The sequence below is a fragment of the Herbaspirillum sp. genome (assembly GCF_035644555.1).
Classification (GTDB): Bacteria; Pseudomonadota; Gammaproteobacteria; order Burkholderiales; family Burkholderiaceae_D; genus Herbaspirillum.
In genome coordinates, this window is the sequence record NZ_DASQOH010000007.1 from 1 (window position 1) to 12,498 (window position 12,498).

The following is a 12,498-nucleotide window of genomic DNA, read 5'->3' on the forward strand; positions in this document are numbered from 1 at the left end:
CTAAATGAGAATGCCATCGTAGGGATCACCGCGAAGAATAGCGTGGTGAAACGTTATCTGTAGAGCTGGGATCCGGACGATAAGACTGCAAGGAACCAGCGAGATTACGCAATTCATCGAGTAATCTGGTTGCTGGTGTGGGGAGTATGCCTTGGCGTCGCCGAAATGCCATCAAGGTCCGTGGAGCGTTCAACCCCTCCACCGGCAGCGCATCAATCAGACCAGCCTTGCGTTCGGTATCGAACATAGGGCCAGACATCCAGCCCACGAATCCGCAGCGTGCAACCAAGCTCTTGAGTACCGTTACCGAACGGGATTCCACAGCGATCTCAGGCATCGACAATCCAGCCTTCGCAAACGTTTCCTTCAAGTGCAGATAAGGTCCTGTTCCTGCAGGGGTCAATGCCCATCGTTGCTCAAGAGTTTCGGCCAGGCTGATCTTGTCCTTGCCCCGCAGGGGATGGTCGTTTCCTGCCACCACGTAGCTCAGATCGCTCCAGCAGCAATCCGCGATAGCTGCCACGCCATCGGTTTCCATACCCGAAGTCCCTAGTGCCAGGTCTATCTCGTGGGTAAGTAAGCCCTCTGCAAGACGATCCCAAACGCCTTCGATGATTTCCACTCGCAGGTTGGGCCATTTTTCCAGTACACCGGCCACTGCCAGTGGCAGTACGAGACTGGCAATGCTTCCTACCGCCCCGACCTTGATGACGCCCTTGCTCAAACCACGCAGAGCATCCAGTTCGTCTCGCGCCTGCTTGGCTTCCCGTTGCAAGGAAAGCGCGTGCGGCAGCAGCGCCTGCCCAAGCTGTGTCAAATGCATGCCGGTGGTATGACGTTCAAACAGGACGCCGCCAACTGTTTCTTCGAGCCGCTTGATGGCGCGACTTAAGGCAGGTTGGGTCAGCCCGAGCACGTGAGCCGCTCGCCCCAGGCTACCGGCACCGACAATGGCACAGAACATTTCCAGTTGCTGCAGATTGAAGCTCAATGATTTCTCCCGATGATCTTGCTTGGCTGGGCATTCCAGTGACTTGCTGATACGCGCATGTACATTACCAAATGTTATGACTTTTATCCAACTTGGCAATTTTCAAAGACGTGATTGAGTCACATACTCCTCCCGAATCTCTTTCCACCTTAGTCACAAGATCTTCATAGGATCCAATATGCAGGCGCCCCAATTACCTGGAATCACAGTTCGCGATGCCGTCCTAGATCTGATGCGTCGCCTGGACATGACCTCCGTCTTCGCCAATCCGGGCTCAACTGAACTGCCCATGTTCCGTGACTTTCCGCCCGACTTCCGTTATGTACTCGGCTTGCAGGAAGCGGTCGTGGTCGGCATGGCCGATGGTTATGCCCAAGCCAGTGGTAAGGCCGCCCTGGTCAACCTGCATTCGGCGGCTGGTGTCGGCAATGCCATGGGCAACATCTTCACCGCCTTCCGCAATCGCACTCCCCTGATCATCACTGCAGGCCAGCAGGCGCGTTCCATCCTGCCTTTCGATCCATTCCTGGCAGCCTCGCACGCTACGGAGCTTCCCAAGCCTTACGTCAAGTGGAGCATCGAGCCTGCACGCGCCGCCGACGTCCCGCGTGCGCTTGCCCGGGCCTACCACATTGCCATGCAGGAACCGCGTGGCCCCGTGTTCGTCTCCATCCCCGTGGATGACTGGGATCAGCCTGGGGAATTGCTTGAGGCCACCGAAGTCACGACTCGCAGCCGCCCCGAGCCGGAGGCCATCGCCGCACTGGCTACCGCCCTGCATCGCAGTGAGCGTCCGGCCATCGTCGTCGGTCCGGAACTGGACCGTGCCGGGGCTTGGGATGAGGCGCTCCGTCTGGCCGAGGCCACTAACGCACGCGTGTTTGTCGCCCCCATGTCCTCGCGTTGCAGCTTCCCTGAAGACCATCGCCAGTTCGCCGGATTCCTGCCGGCCATGCGCGAGAAGATCGTGCAATTGCTCCATGGCCACGACCTGATTTTCGTAGCCGGCGCTCCGGCCTTCACCTATCACGTCGAAGGCAGTGGGCCGCATCTGCCGGCCGGTGCGCAGCTGTACCAATTGATTGATGATCCGGTGACGGCTTCCTGGACGCCGTCCGGGACCGCTATCGTCGGCAATATCCAGTTGGGACTGCAAGATCTGTTGGCGCAGTTGCTGAAGCATCCGCAAGCCGCTCGTCCAGCGCCAGCTGCGCGTGCTCCCCGTCCTCGCGCCGAGGCGGAGACCCCGATGTCAGCGGCCTTTGCCATGCAGACCCTTGCTGAAGTCCGCGCAGCAGAGGATATCGTCGTCGAGGAAGCGCCAGGATCTCGTCCGACCATGCAGGCCTATCTGCCCTTTACACGCCCGGGAACCTTCTACACCATGGCCAGTGGCGGTCTTGGCTATGGCATGCCAGCGGCGGTGGGTGTTGCCCTGGCCAGGCCGCAGCAACGCGTCATCGGGCTGATCGGGGATGGTTCTGCCATGTACTCTCCGCAAGCCATCTACAGCGCAGTGCAACTGCGTCTCCCCCTCACCTTCGTGATCATCAACAACAGGCGCTATGCCGCACTGCAGGACTTCGCTCCTGTTTTCGGCTTCGGTGCAGGCGACGTCGTCCAAGGGACCGATCTTCCTGGGCTCGACTTCGTCGCACTGGCGCAGGCGATGGGATGTAAAGGGGTACAGGTAAGTGAGCCCGGCGAACTGGCCGCTGCACTGCAGACGGCGATATCGTCGAATGAACCCCGTCTGGTAGAAGTCGTGGTGCGCTGATTATTTTGCTTACGTTTCTGCCTGGTTTCCAAACCGATACCAAGAGCCTGGCAGCGAAATAGAAACTTGAAACAACAGGAGGAGACTATGAAAGAAGTTGACATGCTGATCAACGGCCAGCGCCGTTCAGCCTCTGGCGGTGCTTGTTTCGAGCGGCGCAATCCGCTCGATGAGAGTGTGGCCTCGCGAGCACCGGCGGCTACCGTCGCGGATGCACAGTCGGCCGTTCGCGCTGCCGCTGAGGCTTTCCCAGCCTGGGCAGCGATGGGCCCCGGAGAACGCCGCAGCCTGCTCACCCGCGCGGCCGACGCGCTGCAAGCCCGCTCAGACGCCTTTGCGGAGGCCATGGCCGCCGAGACCGGTGCGTCTCATCACTGGGCTGCTTTCAACGTTCAGCTGGCCGCCGATGGCCTGCGCGAAGCCGCAGCGATGACTACCCAGATCACGGGGCAGGTCATTCCCTCCGACGTCCCGGGAAGCCTCGCCATGGGTGTGCGCCAGGCCGCCGGCGTCGTGTTGGGCATCGCCCCCTGGAATGCCCCCGTCATTCTGGGCGTACGTGCCGTCGCACTTCCGCTGGCTTGCGGCAATACCGTGATCTTCAAGGGATCTGAAATCTGCCCGGCGACGCATGGCCTCATCATTGACGCATTTCAGGATGCAGGATTGCCACCTGGCGTGGTGAATTTCATCACCAATGCGCCGGAAGACGCCGGAAAAATTGTTGAAGCCATCATCGCCGATCCGGCAGTGCGACGTGTCAATTTCACCGGTTCGACCCGCGTAGGCCGCATCATCGCAGGCCAATGCGCCAAGCACCTTAAACCTTCCGTGCTGGAGCTGGGGGGAAAGGCACCCTTCATCGTGCTGCACGATGCGGACATCGAAGCCGCAGTGCAAGCAGCGGCCTTCGGTGCCTTCGCAAATTCCGGACAGATCTGCATGTCCACCGAGCGCATTATCGTTGACGAACGTGTGGCCGATGACTTCGTGGCGCGCCTGGTCGCCAAAGCGCGTAGCCTTCCGCTGGGTGATCCGCGCCAAGGGCCGGTGGTACTGGGTTCGGTCGTCGATCTGGCAACCGTGCAGCGCTGCAACGCGCTGATCGATGATGCCCTTGCCAAGGGCGCACGCCTGGTTTGCGGCGGCAAGGCTGAGAGCACACTCATGCCGGCGACGCTGCTGGACCATGTCACGGCGCAGATGGACATCTATCACGAGGAGTCCTTCGGTCCGGTCAAGCCCATCGTGCGGGTCAAGGATGACGATGCCGCCATCGCGTGTGCCAACGACAATGAATACGGCCTGTCGGCCGCACTGTTCAGCCGTGATATCGCCCGTGCGCTGAACCTGGTCCGCCGTATCGAGTCCGGGATCTGCCACATCAACGGAGCAACAGTGCATGACGAGGCGCATATGCCATTCGGCGGCGTGAAATCCAGTGGCTTCGGCCATTTTGGCGGTAACGCCGGGGTTGCCGAATTCACTGATCTTCGTTGGATCACGGTTCAGACCTCGCAGCGTCAGTATCCGTTCTGAGCATTTCGCTGCACGCGGGGGACGGTACACCTTCCCCCGCACCACCAATGACCATAAAAACAATCGCCAATGTGGGCCGCCAATGACCGGACCCGTGCGATACAACCGAGGAGACAGCCATGAGGATGACATCCTGGCACCTGCATCACAAGGACAATCCAATCCGGATCAATTCATTCACCCGGGTCATGATCGAAGGCAATATCCGGGGGCGCACATGAGCACATACGAGATCGATCAGGCGAAGGTCGTCGACATCGGACGCGTGCTTGATGAAGGGACGTTTACGGGCTTTCAGAAGATGGTGGTCATCCTGGCGGCGCTGTCGATCGTCATGGACGGATTCGATGGGCAGCTGATAGGCTTCGCCATTCCCAGTCTGATCAAGGAGTGGGGCGTCACACGCAATGCTTTTGCTCCAGCGGTGGCCGCGGGCCTGGTCGGCATGGGGTTTGGAAGCGCCTTTGCCGGCTTGTTCGCAGATCGCTTCGGGCGGCGCCTGGCCATCATTGGCAGTGTCTTCGTGTTTGGGGTGGCTACCAGCCTGATCTCGCTTTCTCCAGATATCACCACGATTGCAATTCTGCGGTTTTTCGCAGGCCTCGGAATCGGCGGTGCCTTGCCTGTCTCCACCACGATTACGGCAGAATTCAGCCCGGCCCGGATACGGACGTTCGCAGTGACAGCGACCATCGTCTGTGTTCCCCTGGGAGGAATGTTGGCTGGCCTCTTCGCCAACTTGGTGCTGCCCCACTATGGCTGGCGTGGCCTCTTCTTGTTGGGTGGTATGCTGCCCGTGGCATTTTCGATACTGCTATGGTTCGCCATTCCGGAGTCGCCAAGATATCTGGCGCGCCAGCCCGAACGTTGGAATGAGTTGCGGTCCCTGCTCACGCGGATGTCCCGCACGATCGCTGCGGGGATCCGCTTCACCGATGCGCGTGAACAGAATTCCCAGCCCAAGGCGGGATTCGGTGCGCTGTTCACTGACGGAAGGGCAGGCGACACCATTGCAATCTGGGTCGCTTTCTTCATGAACCTGCTGGCCGTCTATAGTGCATTCAGCTGGCTCCCCACGATGCTGGCGGGAGAAGGCCTTAGCCCATCGGTAGCCGCCAACGGCCTCACGGCCTACAACATCGGCGGAGTCTTTGGCGCACTGTTGTGCGCGGTAGTCATCGGTCGCTTCGGCTCACGCGTTCCCATGCTGCTCTGCTGCCTGGCTGCCGCTGGGACTGCATTTGCGTTGCGCAGTCTGGACGTGAGCAGCCAGACTACCTTGTTGGTCGCGGGGATAGGCTTGCACGGACTTTTCGTCAACGCCGTCCAATGCACAATGTACGCGCTTTGTGCCTATATCTATCCTACCCAGGTACGCGCCACCGGCACGGCGGGCGCGCTGGCTTTCGGTCGGCTGGGCGCCATCCTCAGTGCATTTGCGGGTGCCATTGTCATCACCCAGGGTGGTGCTTCGGGCTATCTCGCCATGCTAGGAGCGGCGATGCTGTTTGTCTTCCTTACCCTGCTGTTGGTGAGCAAGCACATTCCCCGCGCAACAGCTACCGTTAAACATCAAGAGAAGGAGCAGCAAGCATGAACATTGCCATTGTTGGCGCTGGCGCCATGGGCGGACTATTCGGTGCGCGTCTTGCGTTGAATGGGCAGAAGGTCAGTTTCATCGAAGTCGCACCCGCTACGATAGCTGCTATCAGCGATAACGGCCTGGCCTTTTCCGATGACAATGGCACGCATACTGTAAGAGTCCCGATTGGCAGGGCTGACTCCTTTGCCGAGCCGTTTGACCTCATCGTGTTTTTTACCAAGAGCCTTCATACCCAAAGCGCAGTACGTAGCATTTCCCATCTTGTGGGCCAGGATACCTGGGCGTTATCCGTGCAGAATGGATTGGGTAATGCGGAAATCATCTCCGAGGTAATTCCTAGCGACCGCATTATTGTTGGGATGACCAATCTCCCTGCAGACCTCAAGTCTGCGGGGGTGGTGCATAGTCACGGGGATGGTCATGTCAGGATCTGGACCATGTCAGGGAAGGATCGGCCGGAAGTAAGCCGAACGGCGGCAATCTTCAGTGCAGCTGGACTCAATTGCAGTGCTGACCCTCAGGTACGAGCTGCCATCTGGGAAAAGGTCGCTTTCAATGCGGCACTCAATTCGGTGTGCGCGGTAATCGGCTGTACAGTCGGTACGGCTGGATCGACCGAGCAAGGGCGCGCTCTGGCGATGCGCATTGCCGCTGAAACGGTGTCGGTAGCTCAGGCACTCCAGATTCCCGCCAGCGTTAAGAAGGTGGAGGATGCCATCCTCGATGCCTTCAGGATGCACGTCAACCATAAGCCATCAATGCTGCAGGATATCGAGGCAGGCAGACAGACGGAAATCGACTTCATCAATGGGGCCGTAGCCGATCAGGCCCGCGGTTGTGGAGTTTCCGTTCCTACCGTCACCGCGCTTTACGAGTTGGTCAAGATCAAGCAGGACGCAGTGCTCAACCGGAAATGAACGCATTAAGTTGCTCTGCCACGGTCTGGTTCTGATGCCAGGATCAGAACGTGGCGAGCGGTAAAAAGGGGGGCAAGATTGATCTTCCCCCCTCTCTTTATGTACGCGACGCTATTTCGGGATTGCTGGCAATGATCAGTTCAAGCTTCGCGCTCCCTCGGTGTGGTCTCTTCGTCGGTGCTCTTCAGAGGCCCAGAACCACAGTAATGCCGTGTTTCCTGATGCAATCGACGATCCGCTTCGCCTGGGGGCTGTCATAAGCGAGCGAGTTGTCAAAGTAGGGTTGTACAAAGCCGCGAGCGATCGACCACGCTGGAGCGTCCAGCCAGATTTGATCTGGCGACGCAAATTACAGTTGATTGCTGAAGATCTGGTCGATCCTCGCCCGGCTGCATTAAGTATTTCCTCAATTGCATTGGCACGGGATTCAACGACCTCGCCCATTTCAGCAAGGCGTTTCGCCTGCTCTACGAGAAGACACCACGTAAGTATCGATCATCGTTTTCCTCCGAAGCCATCGCCTCATGCACACGACGGCTTGGTTTTCTTTTTTTCAGTTGAATTCTCTGTCTTCGCTGCATCGCGCAGTGCATCGGCACTGCCTCATTGTGCCGGCGTCTGCAGCCAGCGCCACAGGGTCGAGCGGCTGATGCCGAGTTGGCCAGCAGCGGCAGTCCGGTTGCCGTGGCAGCGGGCCAGCGCCTGCTCGGCCCGCTGCCGTTGCGTGTGCGCATCCCCATCCGCCCCGGGTGTCGCATGCAATGCGTGCGGCAAGGCCAGCTCGGGTGATTCCTCGTAAAACCCGTCGAAAGAAATCTCGTCTTCGCTGCTAAATTGCAGCAGAAAGGCCGAGATGCGTTCGGCCACGTTGTCCAGCTCGCGCACATTGCCCGGCCAGGCATAGGCGCATAGTGCCGGCAGCAGCGGCGCCAGTACCCGGTCGACGTCAAGATCGTGCCGCATGGATTTGAGGGCACGCTCCACCAAGCGCCGCGCCAGCAGAGGAATATCGGTGCGCCGCTCGCGCAGTGGCGGCAACGGCAGACGCAGAGTGTTGATGCGGTAGTACAGGTCCTGGCGAAAACGGCGTTGAGCGATCAGCTCCTGCAAGGGCTGGTGCGTGGCCGCGATGATCCGGACATCGACCGGGATGGTGGTGGTGCCACCGACCCGCACGATCTCTCTTTCCTGCAACACGCGCAGCAGGCGCGTCTGCAAGGCCAGCGGCATGTCGCCGATCTCGTCCAGAAACAGCGTACCGGTATGCGCTGCCTCGAACAGGCCGCGCTTGCCGCCATGGCGCGCGCCGGTGAAGGCGCCTTCCTCATGGCCGAACAGTTCGCTCTCCAGCAACTGCTCGGGAAAGGCAGCGCAATTGAGTGCGACGAAGGGCTTGCCGGCGCGCCGACTGTCGTTGTGGATCGCCTGCGCGAACATCTCCTTGCCGGTGCCGCTTTCGCCGAATACCAGCACAGTCAGGTCGGTCTGCGCGAAGCGCCGGGCCATCGCCACGGCACGCATGAAGACGGTGCTTTGGCCAAGCAGGTCGTCGAAGCTGTAACGGGTGGCTGCCTGCCGCTTGCGTTGCTGGATGCGCAGGTTGGTATCGGCTTCGGTGATGACGCGCGCATCTACCAGCGTCATGGCGGCACCCGTGATGACACCGTGCTCGCGCACCGGCGTGCGGTTGACGATCCAGTCGCGGCGGCCGAAGCGCTGCACCACGGCGCGTTCTTCGATGCCGGTGTCCATGGTGCTCGTCAGCGAGAGTTCGGGCTCGACCGTATCCAGCGATTGCCCCAGCAGCATGGTGCCAGCGCGCCCCAGCAGGGTCTGCATGCGCGCATTGGTGGCGATGATTCGGTGCTGACGATCGACCGCCAGCACCGCTTCCTGCAGGTTGCCCAGGACGCTGTTGAGCTGTTCGTAGCGCCCGATTTCGAGACGTCGCACGTGGGCGATGTCGAGCGCGTCGTCCAGGCCGCGCCGGATACCGCGCAGCGAGTAGGCCAGCAGACCGGTGAGACCGCAGCGCTCCGCCATTTCCACCACCAGGCTGGAGCCGACGATGACGCTGAAGCCGTCGGCCTTGAGTTGCTCCACGCGGCGCTGCACTTCGTCGGGCGTGTGGTAGGCGTATTGCGCGATGTCGATCTTGAGCAGGTCCTTGACGTCGTCGAGCTCGGGGATGATGCGGCCATACATGATCACGCCCACCCGACGAGCCTTGTCGCGGGCTTTCAGCAGGGCCTGCATCACGTCGAAGCCTTCCAGCTGGATCAGCGCCACCGGCGCCGACTGCAGATTGGCGCGCAGGATGGCGCCGTTGGCCCCAGCGCTGACGAACACATCTACTGCATTGGAGCGGATGCGCGCCCGCGCGATGGCCAGCGCGGCGTCGAAGGCTTCTTCGATCACCTCGATATCGGCGCGGCCCGCGTATTCGGCGATGATGGGGCCGGCCATGGCGGCCAGATGGCGATAGCCGAGAAAGCACAGGCGCGGACGCGGCAGGGGAGGCACAGCGGGAAGGCCCATGGCGAATGTCTCATGAAATAGTTTTTGCGTGTCATGAGTGTCGCATGAAACGTTTTTGACGACCAGCGACGAGACCAAGTCCTTGTAAATCAATGACTTGGAAGAAGGCTACCGCTTGGCACGCTATCTGCTGATTCTCAGGTGCCGCAAGGAAAAAGGCAGCGACAGCGGCGAATCAGCCGGCGCCCCGAGCCGTATCGGACGCCCGAGAGAAAACCTCCGCCCATAAGGAGGATTCATGGAGATGACATCATGCTCGACACCGTAAAGGACAACCTCGTCCAGCGTACCGTCAGTGCCGGTCCGCGCCTGGACCGGCTACCGATTTCCCCGTTTCACCACCGCATCCTTTGGCTTATCGGCGCCGGGATGTTTCTCGATTCCTTCGATATCTACCTCGCTGGCGGCGTACTTGGCGCCTTGTCCGCCAGCGGCTGGTCGAACATGCAGCAAAACGCCAACTTCCTGACTGCGACCTTCGTCGGCATGCTGATCGGCGCGGTCATGGCCGGCGTACTAGGCGATGCACACGGACGCAAGTTCACCTACCAGTTCAATCTGGCCGTCTTCGGACTGGCCTCGCTGGCCGGCGCGGCCTCGCCGGACATGCTGTGGCTGATCGTTTGTCGGTTTTTCATGGGTCTGGGGCTAGGTGCTGAAATCGTGGTCGGCTACGGCACCATTGGCGAATTCATTCCGCCGGCACAGCGCGGTAAGTGGTGTGCCTATCTGTCTCTGATCACCAATTCGGCGCTGTTCCTGTCCACGCTGCTGGGTTACCTGATCATTCCGCATCTCGGCTGGCGGCCGATGTTCACGCTGGTGGGTATTGGTGCGCTGGTGATCTGGGTGCTGCGCCGGAACATGCCCGAGTCGCCCCGCTGGCTGGAGTCGAAAGGCCGCGGTGCCGAGGCCGAGCAGATCCTCTCGAGGCTGGAAGCCGAGGCCGCCGTACGCGGTGTGCCGTTACCACCTGTGGAAGACCAGGCCTACAGCCCGGTGCGTAATACGCCGATGAGCCGGCTGTTCGTGCCGCCGCTGTTGCGCCGTACCGTGCTGGGCATCTGCGTCCAGGTAGCGATCAACATGGTCATCTACGGCTTTATCGTCTGGACCCCCACCTTCCTGATGAAGCAGGGCATCGGCCTGAGCTCCTCGCTCGGCTACTCGACCCTGATGTCGCTGGGCGGGCCTGCCGGGGCGCTGATCGGTGTGCTGGTGGCTGATCGTATCGGCCGCAAGAACGGCATGATCATCGTCTCAGCGCTGGCCTGCGTGATCGGCTATCTGTACAGCCGATCAGGCTCGGTCGAGATGGCGACCGGGCTGGGCTTCCTGCTGTTCACCATGACCTATCTGCTGGTGGCGCTGGGCGTGGCGACCTATTTGCCTGAGCTGTTTCCTACCGAGAGCCGCATGCGCGGCAACGGTGTATGCGGCGCGGCCGGTCGCCTGGCCGGCATCTTCGCACCGCAGATCGTGGTGGTGGTGTTCGCCGCCGGCGGCATAGGCAACGTGCTCTCCGTCATCGTCGGCGCACTGGTGCTGCTGGTGGTGGCGCTGGTCACGCTGGGCATCGAAACCAACCAGCGCACCCTTGAAGAACTCGATACCACCCGTAGTGTTTAACTGGAGCATCCACCATGCCTGACACCAAGAGAAGCATCCTCAAGCAACGCCTCAACAGCGGCAAGATCGTCGTCGCGCCCGGCATCTTCGACATGATTTCCGTGCGCATCGCCGACCGTATGGGGTTCGACAGCCTCTACATGACCGGCTTCGGCAGTGTCGCCTCCTATCTTGGCGAACCCGATGCCGGCCTGGCGACCTACACCGACATGCTCAACCGCGTCAGTACCTTTTGCAGCGCGGCGCGCACGCCTATCATCTGCGACGGCGATACCGGCTATGGCGGTCTGCTGAACGTGGCGCACACCGTGCGCGGCTACGAGAAGGCCGGCGCCGCCGGCATCCAGCTGGAAGACCAGGAGTTCCCGAAAAAATGCGGCCACACCCCAGGACGCCGGGTGATCGCCGCGCAGGACATGGTCAGGAAGATTCAGGTTGCCGCCGAGGCGCGCGAAGACAAGGACTTCCAGATCATCGCCCGCACCGACGCCCGCACCAGCCTCGGTCTGGATGAGGCCTTGCGTCGCGGCGAGCTGTATGCCAAGGCGGGTGCCGACGTGATTTTCATCGAGTCGCCGGAGTCAGAGAAGGAGCTGGAGATCATCGGCAAGCGCTTTGATCAGCCCTTGCTGGTCAACATCGTCGAAGGCGGGCGGACGCCGCAATTGTCGCCGGCCGACCTGGAGTCGCTGGGCTTTGCGCTGGCGATCTATCCGGCCACCGGCTTTCTGGCGATGGCGCACACGCTGGAAAACGTCTACGGCGGCATTCGCGACAACAAGGGTTCATTGGAGAACGCCGGATCCTTGTATTCCTTTGTCGACATGTGCGCGCTGGTCGGTTTCGAACGCGTGTGGGAGTTCGACAAGCAGCACGCAGAGTAAGCTGCGCGGTGGTGGAGGACATGACCTGCGTCGGTCATTTGTCGCCAGTAAAGCGCTGCCTGCTGCCGAAAGAGCCGTGTTGGCAAGCTTGATCGGCGGCTTGACGGCCGCGTAGCGAAGACATCGGTATCACCGTTCGTTCAAGCCCCGAATCGCTGTAACACCATCACCGCCTCATCTCCCAGCAAGGGGCCTTCCACGCTGAGCGCAGGCGCGGCACCTTGCACCACGCCGGCTGCGCGCAGGGGAAGTAGCGGACCGCCCAGTGCGTCGCCGATCTGGACGGTGGAGGCGGCGTAGATCACGCGGCCGATGCCGCCCCAGAACATCGCGCCGCAGCACATTGCACAGGGTTCGCCACTGGCGTAGACAGTAGCGCCGCGCATCGCTTCCAGGCCCAGCTCCTTTTGCGCGCGCCGCACCAGTACCATCTCGGCGTGGCCGGTGCAGTCGGCGGCGGTATTCTGGTTGTTCATTACCGTCATCAGCACCCGGCCGTCGGGTGCCACCAGGGTGGCGCCGAAGGGCATATCGCCGCGCTCGAGCGCTTGCGCGGAGGCATCGATGGCCAGGCGCATGGCGGCGAGGTCCTGTTCGTTGAAGGGGGGGGCGGTACGCAT

At 61.0% G+C, this 12,498-nt stretch carries 9 protein-coding genes; 6 read left to right on the top strand and 3 right to left on the bottom strand.

Translation table 11 applies throughout. The features are described 5' to 3' along the window. Positions 1–25: 25 nt before the first annotated feature. Positions 26–991, bottom strand: coding sequence for a LysR family transcriptional regulator (locus VE092_RS02490; protein WP_324873505.1), 966 nt, complete (start codon positions 989–991; stop codon positions 26–28). Between the two features lie 178 nt (positions 992–1,169). On the opposite strand from VE092_RS02490, the gene mdlC reads away from it, so the two are divergent. The 4 genes from mdlC (at position 1,170) to VE092_RS02510 (ending at position 6,827) form a co-directional block, all read left to right on the top strand. Further along, positions 1,170–2,768, top strand: coding sequence for a benzoylformate decarboxylase (mdlC, locus tag VE092_RS02495; RefSeq protein ID WP_324873507.1), 1,599 nt, complete (start codon positions 1,170–1,172; stop codon positions 2,766–2,768). A gap of 87 nt (positions 2,769–2,855) precedes the next feature. Then, positions 2,856–4,307, top strand: a complete 1,452-nt coding sequence (locus tag VE092_RS02500) for an aldehyde dehydrogenase (RefSeq protein ID WP_324873509.1) — start codon at positions 2,856–2,858, stop codon at positions 4,305–4,307. A 217-nt stretch (positions 4,308–4,524) separates the two neighbouring features. Then, complete coding sequence (locus VE092_RS02505) at positions 4,525–5,904, top strand: MFS transporter (RefSeq protein WP_324873510.1); 1,380 nt, start codon at positions 4,525–4,527, stop codon at positions 5,902–5,904. After that, positions 5,901–6,827, top strand: a complete 927-nt coding sequence (locus VE092_RS02510) for a 2-dehydropantoate 2-reductase (RefSeq protein ID WP_324873511.1) — start codon at positions 5,901–5,903, stop codon at positions 6,825–6,827. The genes VE092_RS02505 and VE092_RS02510 overlap by 4 nt, the downstream gene beginning before the upstream one ends. A gap of 603 nt (positions 6,828–7,430) precedes the next feature. On the opposite strand, the gene prpR is transcribed toward VE092_RS02510, so the two are convergent. Beyond that, complete coding sequence (gene prpR / locus VE092_RS02515; RefSeq protein ID WP_324873513.1) at positions 7,431–9,365, bottom strand: propionate catabolism operon regulatory protein PrpR; 1,935 nt, start codon at positions 9,363–9,365, stop codon at positions 7,431–7,433. Positions 9,366–9,617: 252 nt separating this feature from the next. Between prpR and VE092_RS02520 the strand changes: the two genes are divergently transcribed. Both VE092_RS02520 and VE092_RS02525 read left to right on the top strand, forming a co-directional pair. Next, the gene (locus VE092_RS02520) at positions 9,618–10,994 is read left to right on the top strand and encodes an MFS transporter (RefSeq protein WP_324873515.1); all 1,377 of its coding nucleotides are present in this window, start codon (positions 9,618–9,620) and stop codon (positions 10,992–10,994) included. Positions 10,995–11,008: 14 nt separating this feature from the next. Next, positions 11,009–11,878 carry an isocitrate lyase/PEP mutase family protein gene (locus tag VE092_RS02525; RefSeq protein ID WP_324873517.1) on the top strand — a complete coding sequence of 290 codons (870 nt, stop codon included), beginning with the start codon at positions 11,009–11,011 and terminating at the stop codon, positions 11,876–11,878. Between the two features lie 140 nt (positions 11,879–12,018). Here VE092_RS02525 and VE092_RS02530 read toward each other — a convergent pair whose 3' ends face one another. Next, on the bottom strand, positions 12,019–12,498 hold the full coding sequence (locus VE092_RS02530) for a nucleoside deaminase (protein WP_324873519.1): 480 nt from the start codon (positions 12,496–12,498) through the stop codon (positions 12,019–12,021).